Below are 23711 nucleotides of genomic sequence, written 5' to 3' on the forward strand. Positions count from 1 at the left end.
ACAGCTCCATCGCCTTCGCCTTGCCGACCGCACGGGTGAGCCGCTGCGAACCGCCGATCCCGGGGATCACCCCCAGCTTGATCTCCGGCTGGCCGAACTTCGCGGTGTCCGCCGCGAGCAGGATGTCGCAGAGCATCGCCAGCTCGCACCCCCCGCCGAGGGCGAAGCCGGCCACCGCGGCCACCACCGGCTTGCGGAGCTCGCCGAGCCGGTCCCACGGGCCCAGCCAGTCGTCCAGGTAGACGTCGGGGAACCGGTTGCCCTGCATCTCCTTGATGTCGGCGCCGGCCGCGAACGCCTTCTCGGAGCCGGTGATCACCAGACAGCCGATCTCCGGGTCCCGGTCGAACGCGGTCGCGGCGGTCACGACCTCGTTCATGAGCTGCGTGTTGAGCGCGTTCAGGGCCTCCGGCCGGTTGAGCGTGATCAGCCCGACCCGGCCCTTGCGCTCGACCAGGATCGTCTCGTAGGTGTCGGTCATCGCCGTTGACTCCCTTTTCCACTGCTCGGCGCCGCCGGGGCGCGCTCTGACCACCCCACGATCTCCGAACCGGACCGCCTCGCGCCAGTCTCGCTCCGCGAGACGGTCGTCACGGGCCGCGCCCCGGGGGCTCGGGCCGGGGGCTCGGGCGGGTCGGTCCGGCCGTTCAGTCCAGGGCCGGCCCGTCACCCTCACGCGGGGCCAGGAAACGCGCCACGTCCTCCTCGGTGACGGCGGCCAGCGACGCCGGGGACCAGTGCGGGTGACGGTCCTTGTCCACGACCTGCGCGCGGATGCCCTCGACCAGGTCGTGGCCGTCCAGCGCCGCGCAGGAGATCCGGTACTCCTGCTCCAGCACCGCCTCCAGCGACGGCAGCGTGCGGGCCCGGCGCAGCGCCGCGAGCGTGACCTTGACGGCGGTCGGCGAGTTGGCGAGCACCTGCTGGGCCGCCTCCTTCGCCTCCGGGATCCCGCTGCCGAGCAGCCGATCGACGATCTCCTCGACGCTGTCGGCGGCGTAGCACTCGTCGATCCACGCCCGCTGCCGGGCGAGTGCGGCGGGCGGCGCCGGTTCGGCGTGCGCGGCCACGACGGCGGTGACCGCGGCCTCGGTGTCGAGGCCGTCGGCGGCGACGAGCCCGGCGAGCAGGGCCGGCACCTGCGCCGACGGGACGAAGTGGTCGGCGAACCCGCAGAGCAGCGCGTCGCCCGGCCCCATCGAGGCCGAGGTGAGCCCCAGGTGGGTGCCCAACTCGCCCGGGGCGTGGGCCAGCAGGCGGCTGCCGCCGACGTCCGGCACCAGGCCGATCCGGGTCTCCGGCATCGCCACCACCGAACGCTCGGTGACGATCCGCACCGCGCCGTGGGCGGACAGCCCGACACCGCCGCCCATGGTGATGCCGTCCATCACCGCGAGGTACGGCTTCGGGTATCGGGCGATCAGTGCGTTGAGCCGGTACTCGTCGCGGAAGAAGGCGCGCGAACCGGCTCCGCCCGCCTTGGCGTCGTCGTGCATCGCCCGGATGTCCGCTCCCGCGCAGAGCCCGCGGTCGCCGGCGCCGGTCAGGACCACGGCACGGACGGCGTCGTCGGAGGCCCAGCCGTCCAGTGCGGCCCGGACGGTCGTGATCATGCCGTGGGTGAGGGAGTTGAGGGCTCTCGGGCGGTCGAGCACGATCCGCCCCACGCCGCCGTCCCGGTAGACCTGTACCTCGTCGCTCATCGGGCTCGCTCCCGTCCGTCATCGGTCCCGCGCTGCAAGGTCGGATGGTTCCTCCGGACACGGTACTGGCAGCGGTTACCCCTGAGAACCGACGCGATCATGGACGTCCATAGGAGCCGGTGGACGTCGCCGTCCGGCCGAGCGGTACGTGGTGGGCGGGGAGTCGCCGACCGGCGCGAAGGGCGGCACCGGTTGCGTACGGTGCCGCCCTTCACGGGGAGTCGGCCGGTGCGGCCCGCGGGTCCTCCTACGGCGCCACGCGGCCGGTGACCTCGCCGAAGCCGATCCGCGTGCCGTCCGGGCCGGGGGCGGTGGCGGTGATGGTCACCTCGTCGCCGTCCTCCAGGAACGTCCGGGTGGACCCGTCGGGGAGCTTGAGCGGCTCCTCGCCGTTCCAGGTCAGCTCGATCAGCGCGCCTCGGGTGTCCCGCTCCGGTCCGCTGACCGTGCCCGACGCGAACAGGTCGCCGGTGCGCAGCGAGGCGCCGTTGGCCGTCATGTGGGCGAGCTGCTGGGCGGCCGTCCAGTACATCGCGGCGAACGGCGGCCGGGAGACGGTGTGTCCGTTGAGCCGCACCTCCAGCGCGAGGTCCAGCGCCCACGGCTCGCCGCCGCGGTCGTCCAGGTAGGGGAGCGGCTCGACGTCCCGGGCCGGCGGGGTGACCCGCGCGTGCTCCAGGGCGTCCAGCGGCACGATCCACGGCGAGAGGGAGGTGGCGAAGGACTTGCCGAGGAACGGGCCGAGCGGCACGTACTCCCAGGCCTGGATGTCGCGCGCGGACCAGTCGTTGACCAGGCAGACGCCGAAGACGTGCTCGCGGAACCGGTCCAGCGGGACCGGCGTGCCGAGCGCGGACGGGGCGCCGACCACGAAGCCGACCTCGGCCTCGATGTCCAGCCGCCGGGTCGGGCCGAAGGACGGGGCGGCGTCGGTGGGCGCCTTGCGCTGGCCGTGCGGGCGGACTACCGGCGTGCCGGAGACCACGACGGTGCCGGAGCGCCCGTGGTAGCCGATCGGCAGGTGCTTCCAGTTGGGTGTCAGCGGCTCCGTGTCGGGGCGGAACATCCGGCCCAGGTTGGTGGCGTGGTGCTCGGAGGCGTAGAAGTCGACGTAGTCGGCGACCTCGAACGGCAGGTGGAGCTCCACCTCCGCGAGCGGCAGCAGCGCCGGGGAGACGGCCTCCCGGAAGGACTCCTCGGTGAGCCAGCGGGTCAGGTCGGCCCGGACCTGCGTCCAGACCGGACGGCCCGCTCCCAGCAGCGGGTTGAGCGATTCCGCGTCGAGCAGCGCGGACGGCGCCCCGACGGCGCGGGCGGCCGCTCCGGCGTCGAGGACGAAGTCCCCGATCCGGACGCCGACGCGCCGCCGGCCCGGCCGGTCGGCCGCGGTGAAGACGCCGTAGGGCAGGTTGTGCACGCCGAACGGGGAGTCCTGGGCGCTCACCGGCCGGCTGAGGGGGGTGGTCAACGGTCCTCCTGGGACGGGGAGTCGGGCGAGGTGGGTGGCGAGGTCGACCCGGCCGGCGCGGCGCCGGGCCCGGACAGCAGGCCGAGCGCGGCCAGGTCGTCCAGCGGCTCGACGATGCTGCACGTTCCGAACGCCGTGAACGAGTTCCGGATCGCGGTAATATGACGATTGGTCAGGGCGCGTACCGACGCTGCCAGTACCTCGCCGGACCGCTCCGCCAGCACCTCGGCGGCGGCCTTCCGGTCGGTCTCCAGGGCCGCGAGCAGGACGTTCAGGAAGCCGTGGTGCTCGAAGCCGGTCGCTTGATCGGTGTGCCGGACGGCGTGGTGCAGCCCGGCGGTGCACTTGTACGGCAGGCCGCGCTGCGCGCAGCCGGTGAGGAAGCCGGCCAGCTCCTCCTCGTCCGGGAAGGCCCCGGCCACCACTCCGCCGGTGCGGAACTTGGCCCGGTACGGGCTGTCGACCAGGGCGTCCAGCACCTCGTCCAGGCCGTCGCCGCGCAGCAGTTCGCGCGGCAGTTCGACGGCCGCCGGGACGGAGGGCGGCAGCAGCAGGTCGAGCGCGGCGATCGCCTCCCGGGCGTCCCGGGTCGACAGCTCGACCCCGGCGACCTCGAACGGCGCGGCGGCGGTGAGCGCCGGGCCGAGCTCGGAGCTGCCCCCCGGCAGCACCAGGCCGACCCGGAGGGCGGGCCCGGAGCCGACCGTCCCGCCCAGTTCGGCCAGCCGACCCGCTCCGCAGAGGAACGGGCCGACCGCGTCGGCGTACCAGGCGGTCCGGTGCGCGCGGTGGGCGGGCGCCGCCTCGGCGACCGGCAGGTTCCCCGGCGGGAACACCGCCGCGTCGTCGAAGAGCCCCCGGAACAGCTCGGGGACGACGGACTCCCGGGTGTCGTTCACCGCTGCGGCCCCCGGCCGGCCCAGGTCCAGGCGTAACCCGGGTCCTCGCTCGCCCGGCCGCCCTCGCCCAGCTCCAGCGGGCGGAACGTGTCCACCATGACCGCGAGCTCGTCGAAGAACTCCGCGCCGATGGACCGCTCGTACGCGCCCGGCTGCGGGCCGTGGGTGTGGCCGCCGGGGTGCAGCGAGATCGAGCCCTGGGCGATGCCCGAGCCCTTGCGGGCCGCGTAGTCGCCGCCGCAGTAGAACATGACCTCGTCGCTGTCCACGTTGGAGTGGTAGTAGGGCACGGGGATCGACAGCGGGTGGTAGTCGACCTTGCGGGGCACGAAGTTGCAGATCACGAACCCGTTGCCCTCGAACACCTGGTGGGCCGGCGGCGGCTGGTGGATCCGCCCGGTGATCGGCTCGTAGTCCCGGATGTTGAACGCGTACGGGTACAGGCAGCCGTCCCAGCCGACCACGTCGAACGGGTGGTGCGGCACGGTGTAGCGGGTGCCCGAGATCCCGTTCGGGCCGCGGTGCTTGACCAGCACGTCGACGTCGCCCTCGGGCGCGGCGTCGGCCGGCAGCAGTTCGGCCGGGCCGCGCAGGTCCCGCTCGCAGTACGGCGCGTGCTCCAGCAGCTGGCCGTACTTGGAGAGGAAGCGCTTCACCGGGGTGATGTGGCTGTTCGCCTCGATGCAGTAGGCGCGCAGCGGCTCGTCGCCGGTCGGCAGCCACCGGTGGGTGGTCGCCCGCGGGATGATCACATAGTCGCCCTGGCCGACCTCCAGCGTGCCGAACACCGTCTCCAGGGTGCCGGTGCCGGACTCCACGTACACGCACTCGTCACCGAGCGCGTTGCGGTACAGCTCGCTGGGCGCCCCGGCGGCGACGTAGGAGATCCGCACGTCGCCGTTGCCGAGGACCAGCCGGCGACCGGCCACGACGTCCGCGGACTTCCAGTCCTGGCCCGCGAACAGCTCGTGCAGCTTGAGGTGGCGGGGGAGCAGCGGGTGGTTGGGCACCGTCGACTGGTCCGGCAACTCCCACGGCACCGCGTTCACGACGGCCGAGGGGATGCCCCGGTGGTAGAGCAGCGAGGAGTCCGAGGAGAACCCCTCCTCGCCCATCAGCTCCTCGTAGTACAGACCGCCTTCGGGTGTGCGGTGCTGCGTGTGCCGCTTGGGCGGGATGCTGCCCAGCTGCCGGTAGTGCGCCATCGTCCTGCTCCTCCCAGACCTTCCTACGGCTCAGCGGTGGCCGGTTCCGCGGTGCCGGTTCCGCGATGGCCGGCCCGGCGGGGTGGCGCCGGGCCGGCGGTTTCCGGCCCGGCGGGTGACACCGGGCCGGGGCGGCGCCTCAGAGGTTGCCGCGGCGGTCCTGCTCGCGCTCGATGGCCTCGAAGAGCGCCTTGAAGTTGCCCTTCCCGAAGCCCAGCGAACCATGCCGCTCGATGAACTCGTAGAAGACGGTCGGACGGTCGCCGATCGGCTTGGTGAAGATCTGGAGCAGGTAGCCGTCCTCGTCCCGGTCGACCAGGATGCCGCGCTTCTTGAGCTCCTCGATCGGCACCCGGACCTTGCCGATCCGCTCGCGCAGCTCGGCGTCGTCGTAGTACGAGTCGGGGGTGTTCAGGAACTCCACGCCGCGGGCACGCAGCACGTCCACCGTGGTGAGGATGTCGTTGGTGGCCAGCGCCATGTGCTGGCAGCCCGCGCCGGTGTAGAACTCCAGGTACTCGTCGATCTGGGACTTCTTCTTGGCGACGGCCGGCTCGTTGAGCGGGAACTTCACCCGGTGGTTGCCGCTGGCGACGACCTTGGACATCAGGGCGGAGTAGTCGGTGGCGATGTCGTCACCGACGAACTCGGCCATGTTCACGAAGCCCAGGACCTTGTTGTAGAAGGCGACCCACTGGTCCATCTTGCCGATCTCGACGTTGCCGACCGCGTGGTCGAGCGCCTGGAACAGCCGCCGCGGCGAGCCCTCGGGGTGCTTCACCCTGCTCTGCGCGGCGACGAACCCCGGCAGGTACGGGCCGTGGTAGCGGGAGCGGTCGATCAGGGTGTGCCGGGTCTCGCCGTACGTGGCGATCGCGGCGCGGCGCACGGTGCCGTTCTCGTCGGACTCGTCGTTCGGCTCCTCCAGGACCGTCGCGCCCTGGGCCCGGGCGTGCGCGATGCACTTGTCGACGTCCGGGACCTCCAGCGCCAGGTCCACGACGCCGTCGCCGTGCCGGCGGTGGTGGTCCAGCAGCGGGCTGTCCGGGGCGACGCCGCCCGTGATCACGAACCGGCAGGAGCCGGAGCGCAGGACGAAGGCCTTGCGGTCGCGGACGCCCGTCTCCGGACCGGAGTAGGCGACCAGCTCCATGCCGAAGACGACCTGGTAGAACTGGGCCGTCTGGGTGGCGTTGCCGACGACGAACACGACGGCGTCCTGCGCGGTGACCGGGAACGGGTCGGTCGCGGGGTCGTGCTCGACGAGGCCGACGAGGCGGCGGAGCTGCTCGGCGTCGAGACCGGCCTCGCGTTCCTCGGGGGTGAGCTCAAGGGCGTGGGACTGCGGGGTCATCGGTCGTTCCTCCACATTGAGGCCTCGGCATTGAGGCATCCGCTTGAGGCGGCCGCGCCGCGGGGTGGGTGCGAGTGCGGCTGAGCGGAGAGCTTGCTCCAGTCGGGGTGGTTGGGCAACAGGTCGGATTTCCACTGTTCAATGTGTACAAGGTGATCAGGAAATCCCTGGTCCTGCTGTGCAGAATGCCCGGTCTTGGGGGCGGTTTCACGAGTTCTGCGGAACGCCCCTGAGGGACCGGGGGCGTCGGTCGGGTGCCCCGGGAGCGGCCGGCCACGGTGGGGCCGGGGCGTGCTCGGAGCCTGGTCAGGGCCTGGTCAGGGGTGGTGCGGGTCGGTGTGTGCAGGCGGGTCGGCGGGTCGTGGCGGGGGTCGCGGCGGAGTTCGTCAGGCCGGTGCGAAGTGGTCGACGAACCAGACGCGGGCCAGCTCGGCGACCCGGTCGAGGGTGCCCGGCTCCTCGAAGAGGTGACCGGCGTTCGGCACCACCGCGACCTCACTCTCGCAGCGCAGCAGCTCGCGCGCCCGCCGGTTCAGATCGATCACCGGGCCGTCCCGGGAGCCGACGATCAACAGGGTCGGCGCGGTGACGCGGCCCAGGTTCCCGGCGCCGGCGAGGTCCGGCCGCCCGCCCCGGGAGACCACCGCCCGCACGCCGTCACCGAGCCGGGCGGCGGTCCACAGCGCGGCGGCGGCGCCGGTGCTGGCGCCGAACAGGCCGAGCGGGATCCCGTCCGCGGGGCCGTCCCGGCCGGGCGGCCCCGCGGACGGGGCGGCGGAGAGCCGGGCGGGCAGGACCGCGGGGAGGTGGCCGGCGACGTCGGTCAGCCGGGCGCCGAGCAGGTCGACGTCGAAGACGTTCCGCCGGTCGGGCTCCTCGTCCTCGGTGAGCAGGTCGAAGAGGAAGGTCGCCAGCCCCGACCGGTTGAGGTAGTCGGCCACGTACCGGTTGCGCGGGCTGCGCCGGCTGCTGCCGCTGCCGTGCGCGAACACCACGATCCCGCGTGCCCCGGCGGGCACGGTCAGCCGGCCGGTCAGCCGGACCCCACCGGCCGCGACGGTCAGCTCGCGGTCGGTGGTGTCGGTGGTGCCGGTGGGGTCGGTGGAGTCCGGCTCGACGCCGCGGTCGGGCCCGGCGGCGGCCCGGGGGACGGCGCCGACCGGCGTGCCGGCCCGTGCCTCCGCCCGTGCCTCCGCCCGTGCGCCGGCCTCGGCGAGACGGCGCAGGACCTCGGTGTCCTCGGTCTGCCGGAAGTCGGCGTAGAACTCGCCGATCGCGAAGAACGGCGACGGCGTACCCACGCAGACCAGCTCGTCGGCGACGTCGTCGAGCCGGTCCGTCCAGTCGTCGGGGGCCACCGGGACGGCCAGCACCACCCGGGCGGCGCCTCGGGCCCGGACGATCAGGCAGGCGGCCCGGGCGGTCGAACCGGTCGCGATGCCGTCGTCGACGACGACCACCGTCCGCCCCCTCAGGTCCGCGGGTGGCCGGTCGCCCCGGTAGCGGCGGGCCCGGCGCTCCAGCTCGACGCGTTCCCGGGACTCCACGTCGGCGAGCTGCCGCGCCGTGACCCCGGCCGGCCGCAGCACCTGGTCGTTGAGCACCCGTACGCCGTCCTCGCCGATCGCCCCCATACCCAGCTCCGGCTGGTACGGGACACCGAGCTTGCGGATCACGCAGATGTCGAGCGGGGCACCGAGGGCGGCCGCCACCTCGGCGGCCACCGGGACCCCGCCGCGCGGCAGGGCGACCACCACGGTGCCGGGGCCGCGCAGACGGCCCAGGAGCGCGGCCAGCTGGCGTCCCGCGTCGGTGCGGTCGGTGAAGTGGGTTCCGGTGACGTGCATGGTGCGGCCTCCGGCTTCCACCGTACGTCGGCTGGGCGGCTGGGCGGTGTGCCGGGGCGGCGGGCCGCGGGGGCGGCCGTGTCCCGGGTGGGGCCGGGACACGGATGGGCCCGGCCGCCCGTGTGGCCGGGACGGCGGGCGGGACAGCGTGGAGAGCGGCCCGGCCGCCCGTCGTGCGTCCGCCGTGCCACCCGATCCGCGCGAAGGAGTCGACCCGTGTCCATTCCCCACCCCCAGCACCCCGCCGCCGAACCCGCCGAACCCGCCGAACCCGCGGAACCTGCGGAAGCCGCCGATAACGCCGCGCCCGCCCTGACCGCCCGCGAGGCCCGGGGCCTCCGCGACCGCCGTGCCGTGCCGGGACCGCACTCCGCCGGTCTCCACGCCGCAGGGCCCGACGCCTCCGGCCACGACACCGCGGGCCGGCACAGCACGGCAGCCGGGCACGTCGCCGGCCTGCACGCCACCGGTGACCCGGTGAGCGGCGCCCCGGCCGCCGGCTGGACGGTCGCCACCGCGCTGCCCGTCAGCTACCGGGTCCGCTTCACCCCCGGCGTCCTGGACCCCGGGAACCCCGCGCTCGCCCTGGCCGGCGGACCGCCCGGACGCCGGCTCGTCGTGGTCGACGCCCGGGTGCACGAACTGCACGGACACCGGCTCCACCGCTACCTGACCGCCCAGGGCGTCGCGTACGAGGCACTGGTCCTGCCCGCACACGAGCAGGTGAAGACCATGGACTCGGTGTTCCAGGTCGCCGACCGGATGGACTCCTTCGGCATCTCCCGACGCGGCGAGCCGGTCATCGCCGTCGGCGGTGGCGTGCTGACCGACGTCGTCGGCCTCGCCTGCAGCCTGTACCGCCGTTCCACCCCGTTCGTCCGGGTGCCGACCACGCTGATCGGTCTGGTCGACGCCGGTGTCGGCGCCAAGACCGGCGTCAACCACGGCCGGCACAAGAACCGGCTCGGCACCTACCACCCGGCCGTGGACACCCTGCTCGACCCGGCGTTCCTCGACACCCTGGACCGGCGGCACCTCGGGAACGGGCTCGCGGAGATCCTCAAGGTCGCCCTGATCAAGGACCGTGACCTCTTCGAACTCCTGGACCGCCACGGCCGGAGCCTCCTCGACGAACGCTTCCAGGGCCGGCGCGTCGCCGCTGCGGTGCTCGGCCGTGCCGTCCACGGCATGCTGGAGGAGCTCCAGCCCAACCTCTGGGAGCACCGGCTGGAACGCCTCATGGACTACGGCCACTCGTTCAGCCCGACCGTGGAGATGCGCGCACTGCCCGAACTCCTGCACGGCGAGGCGGTCTGCGTCGACATGGCGCTCACCACCGTGGTCGCCCAGCGGCGCGGACTGCTCGACGCCGCGCAGGGCGAACGGATCCTGCGGCTGATGCGGCGGCTCGAACTGCCCGTCTGGCACCCGCTGGTCGAGCCGTTGACGCTCGGTGAGGCACTCGCCGACACCGTTCGCCACCGCGACGGGCGGCAACGGCTGCCACTGCCGTCCGGGATCGGGTCCGGCGTCTTCGTCGACGACCTGGACGCCCGTGAACTCGCCGAGGCGGCAGGCCGGTTGCGTGCCTGGTCGGCGGCGGAGCGCGCGCGGCCGGGGACCGGACAGGCGTTCCGGACGTGGGAGGGGAGTGAGACGCGTGCGTAGCGCGATCGTGGTCGCGGACACCGGCGCGCCGGCCGCCGTCCACGGTGTGCACGGCGCGGCCGGGGTGACCGAGTGGACGTGCCTGGCCCGCCGGGTGGGGCTGACCGGGGCCTGGGAGGCCGTGGAGTGGGCCCGCGTGCCGGTCGGCGGGGTCAGTGGCGAACACCTGCACACCCGGACCCGCGAGATCTACGTGCTGCTGGCGGGGGAGGGCGAGGTCACCCTCGACGGCCGCCCGTGCCCGGTCCGGTCCGGTGACGCCGTGCTGACGGCGGTCGGCACCCGGCACGGGTTGCGCAACACGGGCGCGGAGCCGCTGGAGTGGCTGGTGATCGAACTGCCGGCCGACCCGACGGAGGAGGATCCGGACCGGGCGGGGGACGACGGCGGCCGACGGGTCGGCAGCACGGTGATCACCGACCTGCGGCGGACCGGGCCGCTGGACCCGTCCGCCGTCATCGGCGGACCGCTGCGCCTGCTCCACCACGCCGAACTGGCGCCCGGCGAAAGCACCGGGCTCGTGGCGGACGGCGCGGAACACACGGTGTTCGTCACCGGAGGGGGCGGGCGGACGGACGCCGGGAGTGTCCGGGCGCCGCTGCGGCCCGGGACCGCGCTCACCCTGCCGCACGGCACGGCGGCCGGCCTCGCCGCCGGACCGTCCGGACTGGCGTACGTGCACGCGGAGCTGGTCCTTCCGGGCGGTGAGCGGCGATGATCGTCACCGGAACCGGCGGGCCCCGACTGCTGCTGGGCCCCGGCACCCAGCGGGTCCGCACCCGCTGCCTGGCCCGGCGGGGCATGCTGCACAGCGAATGCGAGGCCTTCGAACACGTCCGGCTCGGCCCCGGTGCCTGCTTCGACCTCGCCGGGCGCGAATCCACGGAAGCCGCCTGGTACGTGCTGCGCGGTCCGGTCGCGCTGGTCGACTGCCCCGACCTGCCGCTGCGCCTGCTCGACCGCGGCGCCCTGGTCCTCGCCCCGCACGGGGAGTCCGTCCATCTGCACGGCGGGCCGCTCGGTGCGGAGCTGCTCTGTCTGACCGTCCTTCCGGCGCGGGTCAGCGCCGCGCTGCCGGAGCGGCGGCCGGAGCTCGACGGTCACGGCACGGCAGCCGACGAACCGCCGTCGGCAGGGAGCGACTGACCGGGAACGGCTGACCGGGAGGGGCAGACCGGAGCGGTCGGCCGGGAGTGCGGGCAGGCCCGGGCCGCCGTCGCCCGTTGCGGCGCCCGTCGCCCGTCGCCCGTCGCCCGTCGCCCGCGCCGTCGGGACCGGTCCCGGTGTCCTCCTCCCGGGCACCGGGACGGGTCGGGACGGGTCGGGACGCTGCACCCGGGCCGGACCCGGGCCCGGCCGGGGCGCGGACAGGCCCGGCGGCTCAGGCGTCCGGGGCGACGGGCGCCGCACGGTGGGTGTGCGATCCCGAACGGGAGGAGGCCCGCCATGCGTAGCAGCGTTCGACTCGACCGGCGGATCCAGGCCGGTGCCGCGAGCATCTCCCTGGCGGTCCGCAGCGGCGAGCAGTCCTGGGACGAACTCGGCGAACGGATCGGCGAGTTCGTCGGTTCGGCCGGTTCGGCCGGTTCGGCCGGTTTCGTAGGGTCCGCGGAAGCCTCCGGTCCTGCCGGGTCGGCCGCCTTCCGGCTCGTCCTCGTGACGGACGGTACGGCGCCCGCCGACCTCGTGGCCCGGGTGCACGCGCTCGCCGCCTCCCGGGCCCCGTGCGCGGTCCACGACCTGCGGAGCGGTCCGCTCCCCGACCGGCCCGCTCCGGCCGGCCGGACCGTCGTCATCGCCGTCGGCGGTGAGCGGGCCTGCGCCGTCGCGGCCGACGTCCGGGTGCCGACCGACCTCGCCACGGCCTGCGGACCGGCGCTCGCCCTGCACCGTCCCGCTCCGACGGGCCCGTCCTCCGCCGACCCCGGCCGCGGCGACGCCGCCGGTCCCGCGCCCGCCCTGGTCTGGGTCCGCGCCGACCGGCTGGCCGACCGCTCGGCCCGGGAGACCGTAGCCGGGACGGTCGCCGTCGTCCGGCACGTCCTCGCCGTCTGCCCGGCGCAGTACGCGCCGCTGGCCGAGGCCCTCGCCCCCGGGGCCCGGTACGGCGAGCGGACCCTCACGGCGCTGCTCGCGCTCTGCGCGGACGCCCGCGCCGCCCTGGTCTGCTTCGACCCGTACGAGACCGGCCCGGCCCTCGCCCTCGGCTACGGCCGGAGTCTCGGCCGGGCCCTGCGGACCGCCGTCGGCCCGGCGCTCGCACCCGGCGACGCCGACGCCCTGGGCCTGCTCCTCGCCGGCCGGATCGCCTTCCGGCTCGGCCTGCTGAACGGTCCCGCCGCCCGGGCTCACGGCGAGCTGCTGGCCCGGACCGGCGCGCCGACCGCCCTGCCCGGCGGCGTGGACACGGACCGCCTCGCGGCAGCCGTCGGCGCCGCAGCCGCCCCGGGCCTGCTGCTCCTCGCCGACCTCGGTCACCCGCACTGCGTCGACGGCCGGTTGCTCGGCCCGGTGGACGGCAGGGTGCTGCGGGCCGCCGTCGGGAGCCTGGGCGGTCCGGCCGGCCTCCCGCACAGCCGGGCCGCCGCACCGGACGCGCCGCCTGTCCGGGACCGGCTGCCCGGCCCGGCCGCGGTGCCCGGCCAGGGCCTGCTCCCCCTCCCGGACGCGCTGTGCGCCGCCCGCTGAGCGGCAGACGGGTCCGGCCCGCGGTGCCCGGCCCCGCTCGGTCCGTGCCCGTCGTCCCGGCCCTCGTCCCGGCCGCTGTTCCCGGTCCCGTGACCCCCGGGACCGGCGCCGTTCCCGGGCCCGGCCGGGGGCGGGAGCAGGACGGGACCGGGCTCCCGTGCGACCGGGACGGCGGGCGCCACATCGTGGAGATCAGAAGCGGCCCAGTACGGACCGCCGGACAGCAGAAGGAGTCCCCGTCATGACGGGCACCGTCATCACCGACCTCCGCCGACGTGGCGCGGTCGACCCCAGCCGGGTGCTGACCGGACCGCTCCGCGCCGTCGGCCTGCAGTGGCTCGACCCGGGCCGCAGCGCCGAGGTCGTCGCCGAGGGTGTCGAACGCGCCCTCTACATCACGGCCGGTTCGGGCACCGCCACCGCTCCCGGGTCGGAGGCGTCGACGGCCCCCGACTCCGGAATCCCGCTGGTCGAGGGCACCGCCGTGACGCTGCCGCTGGGCACGGGCACCGTGCTCACCGCAGGAACGGCCGGTCTGGAGTTCTTCCACGCCGTCCTCGCCGTCGCCGGGCATCCGGGCCGGGCCGTCGCCCACCCGGCCGCCGGCCGCCCCACCACCGAACACCGCCCGGTGCACCCGGACCGGCCCGCGCAGGCGGAACACCGCGCGGACCCGGAATCCCCGGAGAACCCCGAGCGCGGCAGCCGTTCCGGCGGCGCCGACCGCCCCGGACATCCGGACCGCCCCGAGAACCCCCCGAGCCCGAAGGGAGGCGAGTCCCGGTGATCGTCACCACCGCGACGGCCTCGGCCGCCGTCATCCTCGGCCCGAACGGCGAACGCGTCCGACTGCGCTGCCTGGCGCGCCGTTCCATGCTCGCCAGCGCGTGCGAGTCCTTCGACCACCTGCGCCTCAGCCCCGGCGCCCACCACACGCTGGCGGGGCAGCCCGAGGCCGAGACCGTCCTCTACGTGCTGCGCGGATCCCTGCTCGTCGGCGGGACCGCCGACGGGCCCGACCACCTGGCCGTCGACGGCGACCTGCTCCTGGCGACCCGGGGCCGCACGCTCGTGCTGGAGGCCGGCCCGGTCGGTGCGGAGGTGCTCTGCCTCAGCCTCGCGGCGGCCCGCCGCACCACCGCGACCAGGGAATCCCTGGCCCGGCGCCGCAGCGAACGACGGACCCGACCGTGAGCGGCCGCCCCGTCGGACCCGTCACCGGACCCGTCACCGGGCCGATCCCGGCGCCGATCCCGGTGCCGAACGCGGTGCCGGCCTCCGGACCGGCACCGTCCCGGGGCCCGGCGGGTGCGTCCGGCCGGGCCATGACCGCCCTGCGGTTCGAGGCGCCGCACCGGATCGCCCTCGCCCGGGTGCCCCGACCGGGGGCACCCGGGCCGGACGCGGTCACGGTGCGCACCTCCCTGGTCGGCCTCTGCGGCACCGACCTGGAGCTTCTCCACGGCACCGCCGCCTACCTGCGGGACGGACGGGCCGGCTACCCGCTCGTCCCCGGGCACGAGTGGTGCGGGACGGTCGTCGAGGTGGGCCGCGACGTCGCCGGGTTCGCGCCCGGCGACCGGGTGGTCGGTCACACGATGGTGCACTGCGGCCTCTGCCGGATGTGCCGGCAGGGCCGCCGTCCGCTCTGCGAACGCCTCACCGAGGTCGGCCTCTACGGTCGCCAGGGCGCCGCCGCCCAGTACGTGCAACTGCCCGAGCGTTCGCTCTCCCGAGTCCCGGACGAGGTACCGGACCGGACGGCGGTACTGACCGAGCCGGCGGTCACCGTGGTGGCGGGCCTGGAGCAGGCCCGCTGCCGGCTCGGCGACCGGGTGGCGGTGATCGGCACCGGCACGATGGGACTGCTCGCCGTCCAACTCGCCGCCCGGCTAGGCGAATCCGTCGACGTCGTCGGCATCGACCCGGCCGGACGGGACCTCGCCCTGCGCTGCGGGGCACGCCGCGCCCTGACCCCCGGACAGGCGCGCACCGCCGGCGCCCGCTACGCCCTCGCCGTCGAGGCGTCCGGTGCGGTCGAGGCGTTCGGGTTGGGCCTGGAACTGCTGGAACCGGGCGGACGGCTCGCCGTGATCGGCGTGGCCGGGCAGCCGTACCCGGACTTCGCCCCCGGCCGGCTCGCCCTGCGTGGACTGGAGGTGATCGGGGTCCGGCACGGTCTCGACCACTACGACCGCACGCTCGGGCTGTTCCGTGACGGCGTGCTGGTGGCGGAACCGCTCATCGCGGCCGTCCTGCCGCCGGCCGCAGGGCCGGCGGCCTTCCGGTTGCTCGCCGAGGGGCGCAGCGGCCCGCCCAAGATCCTGCTCGACTTCGGCCGCGTCGGCGGCCCGACCCCGTTCGTCCCCGGTCCGGCCGGCCCCGGGCGCCGGTCCGCCCCGACCGGCCGGCCCCGCCGGGAGCCCCGGTCCGGTCCGGCCACCACGACTCCCCCGACTCCCACGACTCCCCCCGTGCAAGGAGACCTCGCGTGATCTTCGTACCCGCCGCCGTGCCCCGCACGGCCCCCGCGTTCCGCCGACTCATCGACCCCTTCCACCTGCCCTCGGTCCACGGCGGGCTGACCGTCGAGACCTTGCCGCCGGGGGTCCGGGTCGAGCAACACCCCTCCAGGGTGGCCGAGTCGGTGACGGTGGTCCTCTCCGGCCGGATCCGGTCGGCCGGGCGTGTGCTCGGCCCCGGCGAGGGCCTGTACCACCCGCCGGGCAGCTCCTGCGGCATCACGGCACTGCCCGGTGCGCCCGCGGCCGTCCTGACCGTCCGGCCGCGTGCGGTGGCCGACGACCGGCCCGCGCCGCTCCCGTACCCCGTCCCGCTGGGCCCGTCGCGGCCCACCGCCCCTGACGCTCCCACCGCCCCCGCCACTCCTGCCGCCCGGACCGCCCCCGCCGCCGGGACCGTTCCCGCCGCGCGCCGGGCGGGCGAGGCGGGCCCGGTCCTGCGGGAGCCGGGCGCCGCGGGCCGGATCGCCGGTTCGGCGGGGATGGAGGTGCGCTGGCTCGCCACCGCCGACACGGTCGGCGCCCGCCGGCTCACCGTCGCGGCCTCGACCTTCGCGGTCGGGGGCGGCCACGACCTCCACCGCCACCCGCACGCCGACGAGTTCTTCCTGGTGATGTCCGGAGCCGGCGGCCACCTCACCGAGACCGCCGAAGTCCCGCTCCGGGCCGGTGACCTGGTGTTCGTCCCGGCGGGGGAGTGGCACGGGTTCCGGACCGGCCCGGCCGGCCCGACCGCCGCGCTGTACGGCTACCTGGGTGCGTCGAGCCTGACCGGCGCCGGCTACCAGGTCCGTCCGGCCGACGTGCCGGAGGTGGCCTGATGGACACCGGGCACCCCGACCGCCGGGAAGGGCCCGCCGACGGACGCGGGCGAGCCGCCGCGGCGCCGTCGGTGGCGATCGTCACCGGTGCCAGCTCCGGTATCGGCCGGGCCACCGCCGTCGCGCTGGCCCGGGCCGGCCACACCGTGGCCATCGGCTACCGGACCGACCGCGCCGCCGCCGGCCGGACCGCCGCCCTGGCCGGCGGGCGGACCGTGCTGCTGCCGCTTGACCTGGCCGACCCGGCCGCCGCCGCCCGGGCCGTGCACGGCGCGGCGGACCGGCTCGGCGGGCTCGACATCCTGGTCAACTGCGCGGGCGTCAACCGGCGTTCACCTGTGCTCGACGAGACGCTGGACGACTGGCAGCGGATCCTCACGGTGGATCTCAGCGGCCCGTTCGCCTGTGCCCAGGCGGCTGCCCGCCGGATGGTCCGGCAGGGGCGCGGGGGGCGGATCGTCAACGTCACCTCCGTCCACGAGTTCACCCCGATCGTCGGCGGCGCCGCCTACTGCGCGGCCAAGGGCGGGCTGGGCGAGCTGACCAAGGTGCTCGCCCTGGAACTGGCCCCGTACGGGATCACCGTCAACGCCGTCAGCCCCGGCGAGACCGCCACCCGGATGAACGGCGCGACCGACGAGTACGACACACCCGACACACCCGACGGAGCCGACCCCGGCACGCCCGCCGACGCCGCCCGGCCGGCCCGGTTCGCTCCTCGTCCCGCCATTCCGGTGGGCCGCCCGGGCCGGGCCGCCGAGGTCGCCGCAGCCATCGTCCACCTGACCGGGCCGGACGCCGCCTACACCACCGGCATCTCGCTCACGGTCGACGGCGGCCTGAGCCTGATGAGCGCCGTCGCGAACCAGCGCGACGCCGCGCACGAGCGGCCCGGCGACGCCCGGCAGCCGGCGGGGCGACCGGTCTGACGATCTGACGGCCCGACCACCGGACGAATCGACTGCCTGACGACCGACCTGACGACCGACTTCGCAGAGGAGTACGCCATGACCGGAATCCCCGGTGCCCGTGCCGTCCATCACGTCGCCTACACCGTGCCCGACCTCGACGCGGCCGTGGCGTTCTTCACCGGTGTGCTCGGCGCGCGGCTGCTCTACCGCGTCGGGCCGGTCGCCGCACCGCAGGGTGACCGCGACTGGATGGCCCGCCAACTCGGCGTCCACCGCGAGGCGGTGGCGCACATCGCGATGCTGAGGCTCGGCCCGGTCAGCAACCTGGAGCTGTTCCAGTACACCGCCCCGGGCCAGCGGCACGAGCTGCCCGTCAACAGTGACTGGGGCGGTCACCACCTGGCGATCGCGGTGGACGACGTCGACCGCGCCGTCGTCTACCTGCGGGGCTGCCCGGGGGTCGAGGTCCTCGGCGAACCAGAGACCGTCGCCGACGGCGGCCCGATCGACGGCGACCGCTGGGTGTACTTCCGCACCCCCTGGGGCCTCCAGCTGGAAGTGCTGGCGATGCCCCCCGGGATGCCCTACGAACGCGCCACGCGCGACCGGCTGTTCACGCCCGACACCCCGTGGGCGTCCGCCGACGCGCCCGGGAGCGGCGATGATTGAGGCCACCGCCGCCGTGGTGGACACCAGGGGCGGACCGTTCGAGCCGGAGACCGTCCTGCTGGACGACCCGCGCCCCGACGAGGTGCTGGTCCGGATCCGCGCCGTCGGGATCTGTCACACCGACCTCAGCGTCCGGGCCGGCCGCACGCCCGCCCCGCTGCCCGCAGTCCTCGGCCACGAGGGCGCGGGCACGGTGGTCGCGGTCGGCGCCGCCGTCACCAGGGTGCGGCCCGGTGACACCGTGATCCTGACGTTCGACTCCTGCGGCGCCTGTCCGCCCTGCCTGGGCGGCCGCCCGGTGCGCTGCGAGCACTGGGCCGCGCTCAATCTCTTCGGCGGCCACCGGCTGGACGGCAGCGCCACCCTGCGCGGCACCGGCCGCCGCGACGGGGCCGTCCTGCACGGCCACTTCTTCGGCCAGTCCTCCTTCGCGACCCACGCGCTGGCGGACGAACGCAACGCCGTCGCCGTCCCGGGACCGGCCCTGCCCTTCGAACTGCTGGCCCCCTTCGGCTGCGGGGTGCAGACCGGCGCGGGCGCGGTGTTCCACGTGCTGCGCCCCCGGCCGGGCGACACGGTGGTGGTGTTCGGCGCGGGCGCCGTCGGGCTGGCCGCCGTCCTCGCGGCCCGGCTGACCCCGGCGGCGCGGATCGTGGCGGTGGACCTCCGCCCGGCCCGGTTGGCCCTGGCCCGGGAGCTCGGTGCGACCGACGTCGTCGACGCGGGCGCCGACGACCCGGTGGCGGCGGTCCTGGACCTCACCGGCGGACGCGGCGCCGACCACACGCTGGAGACCAGTGGGAGCGTCCGCGCGCTGCGGCAGGCCGTGGACGCGCTGGCCGTCGGCGGGACCTGCGGGGTGGTCGGCGCGCCGCCGGCCGGCAGCGAGGTGGGCCTGGACGTTCCCGCGCTGCTGGCCCGGGCGCCCCGGATCGTCGGCGTCAACCAGGGGGCGAGCGTGCCCGGGCGGTTCCTGCCGGCCCTGGTCGACCTGTTCCGTGCGGGCCGCCTGCCGGTGGACCGGCTGGTGCGGGCCTTCCCGTTCGCGGCGATCGAGGAGGCGGCTGCGGCGGCGGAGGCGGGGGAGGCGGTGAAGCCGGTACTGACCCTGCCCTGACCTGCGGCGACGACCGCCGTCCCGGCTGCCGGGCCCGTCCTGGGACCGGAACGGGACGGCGGGCCCATGCGCCCGGGGCGCGGGTCCGCCCAGAGTGGAGGAAGAGCGGCCGATCGGCTCGACCCCTCGGAAGCGAAGAATCTGGAGCATCATCCATGGCAACGAACACGGCAACGAAGACGCTCGGCGTCGCGTCCGTAATCGTCGGCTTCGCCGCAGCCACCGCCGTCATCCGGAGCGCCGTCGTCGGCGCGGCGGCCAAGGCGGGCCCCGCGGTCCAGGCCGCGGACTCCGCGCGACGCTGCAAGCCGGGCGAGAAGGACTGCAAGGGCTGATCACCCCTCGGTTCTCCTCCGTCCCCCGATCACTCGTCCCCTGCCTCCGCCCCCGGCGCCGCCAGCGCCGGGGGCGGCAGCCTGTGCGGAGACCGCCCGCCCGGCGGGAACGCCGTCGAGGCGGCGCCGCGGATCACGAGCTGCGTGCCTCCGGGGCGGTCACGCCTCGACACGGATCCAGGTGTTGCCGGCGCGAAGCCACAACACGCCGTCCCGACCCTGCCCGCCGTGCCTGACCACCCGGCCGGGCACGTGCAGGATGCTCCGGTCGATCACCCGCCAGGTGTCGCCGACCAGTTCGGCCCGCACGACCTCGGTCGACCGCTGGTCGTGGGTGCGACGGGTCAGGACTGCTCGACGGTCGCGCACGGCGAATCCGTCCGGGTCGCGCACGGGGCTCGGCCGGCTGGTCACCTCACCCGTCGAGGGGGTGATCCGGGTCAGGAACGTCTCATCGGACCGGGTGCCGGAGTACCAGACCAGCCAGACCCGGTCGCCCTCGGTGGCGGCGGCGCAGCCTTCCAGCGGCTCGTCGGGAAGGCGCCCGCCCGGGGCCCAGACCGCCCGGCCCGTGGCGCTCCAGCCGGCAAGCCCGGCAGTGGACTCCGGATGCTCCCCGTAGACGCCCTCGTCGCCGTAGGCGGTCCAGATCGATCCCCCGCGGTCGGTCACCAGGGCGGGGATGTCGTCGCCAATGCAGAAGGCGTCCTCCTGCTCGCCGCTCCCCAGGCAGAACACCACGGCGTTCGGGCTCCACCCGCCCGCCGGCTCCTGATACGCCCGAGCGCTCGCCACCAGGAGCCGGGAATTCGGGAGAAGCGCCAGGTGGTCGGGGCTGACCGGCACGTCCCTGACCGGCCGGCGCCGCACCGACCCGTCCGCCCGCCGAACCACCAGCACGCCGTCGAACGGCACCGCCGGACCGTGTCCCGCCCGACCCCTGACGGCGTGGCTCCGACGGAGGTACGCCCGGCCGACGAGCAGAACCGCCAGTTCCCCCGCCGGCCCGGCGGTCCACCCCAGGGGGCGCCGCCCGGCCCGCAGGTCCGTGGCGGACGGCCGCCACACCCGCTGAACCTCGACCGCCGACACCGCGCCCCCCGTTCCCGATCGCAGCACCCGGCAGAGGCGCTGACGGGAGGAGTGTACGGACGGCGCCGCCGTCCGCCCGCCGCACCTCCGTGTCTCGCCTCCGTCGCCTCGCCCCCGCCGGCCGGTCGACGCGACCCGTCCGGGGTCAGCTGCCCGACGTCATCCGCCCGGGGTCGGATCGCCGCTCCGGGACGGGTAGCGGGGCAGTACGGCCAGCACGCGCGTCCCGCTGTCCCGGGACAGCGCGTCGACGGTGCAGCTGCCGCCGATCTCCGCGGCCCGGTCCGCCATCGACCGCAGGCCGACTCCGCCGGACGGTTCCTCCTCGGGCCGCGGCGCCTCGCCGATCCCGACCCCGTCGTCCTGGACGGTCAGCGTCAGGCTCGCGCCGTCCACCCGGAGGGCCACCTGGGCGCGGCGGGCCCGGGCGTGGCGCAGCACGTTGTTCAGCGCCTCGGCGGTGATCCGGTACGCGGCCACCTCGACGGCGGCGGGCAGTTCGGGCAGCGGCTCGGGTTCCACCACGGCGGTGACGGCGAGGCCGTCGCCGCTGAACGTGGCCGCCAGCTGCTGTACGGCCCGGGCCAGCCCGAACTCGCCGAGCGGGGCCGGTCCGAGTCGGTCGGTGATCCGCCGGACCTCCTTGATCGCCATCGCGAGCTCCTCCGAGATCCCCTGCAGGCTCTCCGTGAGCCGGTGACCACTGCCACTGTCACTGCTACTGCCGCCGCCGCCCCCGCTCGCCCGCCCGCTGCCGCCCGTGCCGCCGACCCCGGTCCCCGCCCCGGCGTCGCTCCCGGTCCCCGTCATCGAGGCCGAGGCCGAGGCCGCGTCGTCCACCCGCAACCGCAGCCCGGCGAGCGCGGGCCCGAGCCCGTCGTGGATGTCCCGGCGCAGGCAGCGCCGTTCCTCCTCCCGGGCCGCGACGATCAGCTCCCGGCTGGCCTGGAGGTCCTCCAGGAGTCGCAGCGAGGCGACGGCGGGCGAGGCCTGGTCGGCCAGTGAGCGCAGGATGTCGACGTCGCTCGGGTCGAGCTCCTCCTCGCCCGCCCGCAGGCCGACCGTCAACTCGCCGATCACCGTGCCCTGGTGGATCAGCGGGAAGCCCTGGCGGCTCCCGCCGGTCCGGCCGACCGAGGCCAGCGGCCGGCTCCCGGCCCGGGTGGTGACGGTCAGCGCGACGCCCGGCAGCCGCAGCTCCGCCGCGACGGCCGTGCACAGCGCGGACGGCAGTCGCTCGGGCTCGACGACCTGCCGGACCTGGCCGGCCAGTGTGCGCAGCACCTGGTACGGCTGGGCGCGTTCGCCGTAGTAGAGCCGGTCCACCAGGCCGACGGCCCGGCGGGTGGCCCACGGCAGTCCGGCGCCGAGCCCGTAGACCAGGGCGATCAGCAGCAGTGCGGCCGCGCCCCGGCCCGGCACCAGCCAGCCGGAGAGCACGGCCGCGCAGACCACGAACAGCACCGTGAGCCCGGTGGCGAGCAGCAGTCCGGTCAGGACCGAGCGTGCTGCCCGGTCCAGCCGCCACCCGCCGTCGCGGACCACCAGGTACGCGACGGCGACGGCCCAGACCGCGCCCGCCGCGGTGAACAGCGAGTAGCTCAGCCAGTACTCGTACGGGTACCGGCGGGTGTAGTAGTCCTGCATGCCTGCCCAGAGCAGGTACGCGCCCAGCATCCCCGCCACGTGCGCCCGGTGCCGCGGCAGCGCGGTGGCGGTCCCGCCGTCTCGGCCCGGCACGGGCCGGACCAGCCGGGCCAGCAGGACGGCGGCCGCGATGCCGATCAGCAGGTAGTTGACCGGGTCGTAGAGGCCGTCCAGGTGGTCCGCGACGGACCCGAGGAAGCTCGCCGGCTCGGTGCCGGCGAGCGGACCGGGGCGGCCGAAGACGGTCGTCCGGTCGAGGAAGGACAGGCCGTCGGGGATCACCCAGAGCGCCACCGCGCCGATGTAGAGCCACCACCGGCGGGTGGTGAGGCGCCCGGCCGGCAACCAGAGCGGCAGCACGTAGAACAGCGTCTGGCTGACCGTGTCGCAGACCCCGCGTACGGCCGCCGTCGCGCCCACGATCGCGGGATCGGAGATCTCGACCCAGACCGGTGCGGCGGCGGCGCTCGGCAGCATCGACGTCAGCGCGTAGACGAGCATCACCCAGCCGAGCGGACTTCCCGGCCGGTGGGCGTGCAGCAGCATTCCGGCGCCGGCGGTCGGCAGGGCGTAGAGCAGGATGGCGAGTTGGTCGCGGGGCCGGTCCACGCCGGGTTCGCCGAGGTGGACCAGCACGTAGCAGACCCAGGCGGCGGCGATCGCCAGGCAGAGCGCGGTGAGGACCGCGGCGCCGGTCAGCCGGCGCTGTGCGGGCGTCCGGTGCGGGGTGGCCCGGGCGGGCCCGTGGGGTCTGGACCGGGGCCGGAGGGAGATCACCGTGGTCATGGCACCGCCTCGAAACGGACTGGGGATGGGTCCACCGGCGGCCGGGCGCCGGGCCGAGCGCTGGATCCAGTCTCGGCCGCCCGTCGTCCCGGGCGCATGGGGCAGCGGTCTCGTCCTTCCCGGGGGTGCCCGCGGGCGGGGCCCCGCGGCGGGCCGTGCATGTCACGGAAAGTCACTCTTCTATCGCTGGTAGTGTCGGCCGGGTGGACGAAGAGCACCCCTCCGCAGAGCCCCCGCACCCGGACCCCGCCCCGCACCCCGACCGCGCCCCGGTCCGGGCCCAGGACCGGCGTCCGGACCGCACCCCCGGCGCGGAACCGGACGTCCCGCCGGTCCGGGTCCTGATCGTCGACGACCACCCGCTCTTCCGGGAAGGGCTCAAGGCCGCCCTGGAGAGCGCCGAGGGCATCGCCGTGGTGGGCGAGGCCGAACGCGTCGCCGACGTGCCGGACGCCGTCGCGCGGCACCGTCCGGACCTCGTCGTGATGGACCTGTCCCTGCCGGACGGGTCCGGGCTGGAGGCCACCCGTCGGCTCTCCGTCGAGCAGCCGGCCCCGCCGGTGCTGATGCTCACCATGGCGGACGACGACGGCAGCCTGCTGGCCGCGCTCCAGGCGGGCGCGCGCGGCTACCTGGTCAAGGGCGCGGGTCGGGAGGAGGTGCTGCACGCGGTGCGGACCGTCGCGGCCGGAGGCGCCGTGTTCGGCGCGGACGTGGCCGAACGGATCACCACCCTGCTCGCCGGCGCCCGGGTGCGGGAGGCCGGCCAGCTCTTCCCGGCGCTCACCGCCCGCGAGGCGGAGGTCCTGGACCTGGTGGCCCGGGGGCTGGACAACCGGCGGATCGCCCGCGAGCTGGTGGTCGCCGAGAAGACCGTGCGCAACCACGTCACCCACATCTTCGAGAAGCTGCACGTCGCGACCCGGGCCGAGGCGGTCGCCCGGGCCCGCGACATGGGCCTCGGCGACGCCTGAGCCGC

General features: G+C 75.7%; 22 protein-coding genes. 13 read left to right on the top strand and 9 right to left on the bottom strand.

Annotated elements, in window-relative coordinates; all coding sequences use genetic code 11:
• The 7 genes from PUR61_RS15585 to PUR61_RS15615 all read right to left on the bottom strand — a co-directional run.
• Positions 1–481: enoyl-CoA hydratase-related protein (locus PUR61_RS15585; protein WP_329879444.1), on the bottom strand; the 481-nt coding region annotated here is incomplete at its 3' end.
• 166 nt (positions 482–647) lie between these two features.
• Positions 648–1703 (bottom strand): enoyl-CoA hydratase/isomerase family protein, encoded by a 1056-nt coding sequence (locus tag PUR61_RS15590; RefSeq protein WP_329879445.1) that lies wholly within the window; start codon positions 1701–1703, stop codon positions 648–650.
• 247 nt (positions 1704–1950) lie between these two features.
• The gene (fahA, locus tag PUR61_RS15595; protein WP_329879446.1) at positions 1951–3171 is read right to left on the bottom strand and encodes a fumarylacetoacetase; all 1221 of its coding nucleotides are present in this window, start codon (positions 3169–3171) and stop codon (positions 1951–1953) included.
• Positions 3168–4070 carry a hypothetical protein gene (locus tag PUR61_RS15600; protein ID WP_329879447.1) on the bottom strand — a complete coding sequence of 301 codons (903 nt, stop codon included), beginning with the start codon at positions 4068–4070 and terminating at the stop codon, positions 3168–3170. Before PUR61_RS15600 ends, fahA begins: the two co-directional genes overlap by 4 nt.
• Positions 4067–5275: a homogentisate 1,2-dioxygenase gene (locus PUR61_RS15605; RefSeq protein ID WP_329879448.1), complete on the bottom strand. Its 1209-nt coding sequence runs from the start codon at positions 5273–5275 to the stop codon at positions 4067–4069. The genes PUR61_RS15600 and PUR61_RS15605 overlap by 4 nt, the downstream gene beginning before the upstream one ends.
• Before the next feature lie 139 nt (positions 5276–5414).
• Positions 5415–6629, bottom strand: coding sequence for a 4-hydroxyphenylpyruvate dioxygenase (gene hppD, locus PUR61_RS15610; protein ID WP_329879449.1), 1215 nt, complete (start codon positions 6627–6629; stop codon positions 5415–5417).
• Positions 6630–7015: 386 nt separating this feature from the next.
• A complete protein-coding gene (locus PUR61_RS15615) occupies positions 7016–8476 on the bottom strand; it encodes a phosphoribosyltransferase family protein (RefSeq protein WP_329879450.1) in 1461 nt (486 codons plus the stop codon).
• Between the two features lie 216 nt (positions 8477–8692).
• Here PUR61_RS15615 and PUR61_RS15620 point away from each other — a divergent pair, with 216 nt between their 5' ends.
• From PUR61_RS15620 to PUR61_RS15675, 12 genes are all read left to right on the top strand, one after another.
• Entirely contained in the window at positions 8693–10144 is a 1452-nt protein-coding gene (locus tag PUR61_RS15620) for a sedoheptulose 7-phosphate cyclase (RefSeq protein WP_329879451.1), read from the top strand.
• Positions 10137–10862, top strand: coding sequence for a cupin domain-containing protein (locus PUR61_RS15625; protein ID WP_329879452.1), 726 nt, complete (start codon positions 10137–10139; stop codon positions 10860–10862). Before PUR61_RS15620 ends, PUR61_RS15625 begins: the two co-directional genes overlap by 8 nt.
• Entirely contained in the window at positions 10859–11290 is a 432-nt protein-coding gene (locus tag PUR61_RS15630; protein ID WP_329879453.1) for a hypothetical protein, read from the top strand. Before PUR61_RS15625 ends, PUR61_RS15630 begins: the two co-directional genes overlap by 4 nt.
• Positions 11291–11590: 300 nt before the next feature.
• Positions 11591–12832, top strand: a complete 1242-nt coding sequence (locus PUR61_RS15635; protein WP_329879454.1) for a 3-dehydroquinate synthase family protein — start codon at positions 11591–11593, stop codon at positions 12830–12832.
• A 241-nt stretch (positions 12833–13073) separates the two neighbouring features.
• Positions 13074–13619 carry a hypothetical protein gene (locus PUR61_RS15640; RefSeq protein WP_329879455.1) on the top strand — a complete coding sequence of 182 codons (546 nt, stop codon included), beginning with the start codon at positions 13074–13076 and terminating at the stop codon, positions 13617–13619.
• Complete coding sequence (locus PUR61_RS15645; protein WP_329879456.1) at positions 13616–14026, top strand: hypothetical protein; 411 nt, start codon at positions 13616–13618, stop codon at positions 14024–14026. The genes PUR61_RS15640 and PUR61_RS15645 overlap by 4 nt, the downstream gene beginning before the upstream one ends.
• Positions 14023–15327, top strand: a complete 1305-nt coding sequence (locus PUR61_RS15650) for a zinc-dependent alcohol dehydrogenase (protein WP_329879457.1) — start codon at positions 14023–14025, stop codon at positions 15325–15327. Before PUR61_RS15645 ends, PUR61_RS15650 begins: the two co-directional genes overlap by 4 nt.
• Positions 15324–16175, top strand: coding sequence for a cupin domain-containing protein (locus PUR61_RS15655; protein WP_329879458.1), 852 nt, complete (start codon positions 15324–15326; stop codon positions 16173–16175). The genes PUR61_RS15650 and PUR61_RS15655 overlap by 4 nt, the downstream gene beginning before the upstream one ends.
• On the top strand, positions 16175–17104 hold the full coding sequence (locus PUR61_RS15660) for an SDR family oxidoreductase (protein ID WP_329879459.1): 930 nt from the start codon (positions 16175–16177) through the stop codon (positions 17102–17104). Before PUR61_RS15655 ends, PUR61_RS15660 begins: the two co-directional genes overlap by 1 nt.
• A 78-nt stretch (positions 17105–17182) precedes the next feature.
• Complete coding sequence (locus PUR61_RS15665) at positions 17183–17755, top strand: VOC family protein (RefSeq protein WP_329879460.1); 573 nt, start codon at positions 17183–17185, stop codon at positions 17753–17755.
• Positions 17748–18872 carry an NAD(P)-dependent alcohol dehydrogenase gene (locus PUR61_RS15670; RefSeq protein ID WP_329879461.1) on the top strand — a complete coding sequence of 375 codons (1125 nt, stop codon included), beginning with the start codon at positions 17748–17750 and terminating at the stop codon, positions 18870–18872. Before PUR61_RS15665 ends, PUR61_RS15670 begins: the two co-directional genes overlap by 8 nt.
• 155 nt (positions 18873–19027) lie before the next feature.
• Positions 19028–19207 (top strand): hypothetical protein, encoded by a 180-nt coding sequence (locus PUR61_RS15675; RefSeq protein WP_329879462.1) that lies wholly within the window; start codon positions 19028–19030, stop codon positions 19205–19207.
• Between the two features lie 159 nt (positions 19208–19366).
• Here PUR61_RS15675 and PUR61_RS15680 read toward each other — a convergent pair whose 3' ends face one another.
• Entirely contained in the window at positions 19367–20122 is a 756-nt protein-coding gene (locus PUR61_RS15680; protein ID WP_329879463.1) for a hypothetical protein, read from the bottom strand.
• Positions 20123–20458: 336 nt separating this feature from the next.
• Entirely contained in the window at positions 20459–22732 is a 2274-nt protein-coding gene (locus PUR61_RS15685; RefSeq protein WP_329879464.1) for a sensor histidine kinase, read from the bottom strand.
• Between the two features lie 341 nt (positions 22733–23073).
• Between PUR61_RS15685 and PUR61_RS15690 the strand changes: the two genes are divergently transcribed.
• Positions 23074–23706, top strand: coding sequence for a response regulator transcription factor (locus tag PUR61_RS15690; protein WP_329879481.1), 633 nt, complete (start codon positions 23074–23076; stop codon positions 23704–23706).
• The last annotated feature ends 5 nt before the right edge of the window (positions 23707–23711 follow it).

This window comes from Streptomyces sp. BE20 (assembly GCF_036322525.1).
Taxonomy (GTDB): Bacteria; Actinomycetota; Actinomycetes; order Streptomycetales; family Streptomycetaceae; genus Kitasatospora.

Coding starts and splice junctions, on each gene's coding strand:
- PUR61_RS15590 (WP_329879445.1), bottom strand. CDS start 1,703: ATGAGCGACGAGGTACAGGTCTACCGGGACGGCGGCGTGGGGCGGATC.
- PUR61_RS15605 (WP_329879448.1), bottom strand. CDS start 5,275: ATGGCGCACTACCGGCAGCTGGGCAGCATCCCGCCCAAGCGGCACACG.
- hppD (WP_329879449.1), bottom strand. CDS start 6,629: ATGACCCCGCAGTCCCACGCCCTTGAGCTCACCCCCGAGGAACGCGAG.
- PUR61_RS15615 (WP_329879450.1), bottom strand. CDS start 8,476: ATGCACGTCACCGGAACCCACTTCACCGACCGCACCGACGCGGGACGC.
- PUR61_RS15630 (WP_329879453.1), top strand. CDS start 10,859: ATGATCGTCACCGGAACCGGCGGGCCCCGACTGCTGCTGGGCCCCGGC.
- PUR61_RS15635 (WP_329879454.1), top strand. CDS start 11,591: ATGCGTAGCAGCGTTCGACTCGACCGGCGGATCCAGGCCGGTGCCGCG.
- PUR61_RS15640 (WP_329879455.1), top strand. CDS start 13,074: ATGACGGGCACCGTCATCACCGACCTCCGCCGACGTGGCGCGGTCGAC.
- PUR61_RS15660 (WP_329879459.1), top strand. CDS start 16,175: ATGGACACCGGGCACCCCGACCGCCGGGAAGGGCCCGCCGACGGACGC.
- PUR61_RS15665 (WP_329879460.1), top strand. CDS start 17,183: ATGACCGGAATCCCCGGTGCCCGTGCCGTCCATCACGTCGCCTACACC.
- PUR61_RS15670 (WP_329879461.1), top strand. CDS start 17,748: ATGATTGAGGCCACCGCCGCCGTGGTGGACACCAGGGGCGGACCGTTC.
- PUR61_RS15675 (WP_329879462.1), top strand. CDS start 19,028: ATGGCAACGAACACGGCAACGAAGACGCTCGGCGTCGCGTCCGTAATC.
- PUR61_RS15685 (WP_329879464.1), bottom strand. CDS start 22,732: ATGACCACGGTGATCTCCCTCCGGCCCCGGTCCAGACCCCACGGGCCC.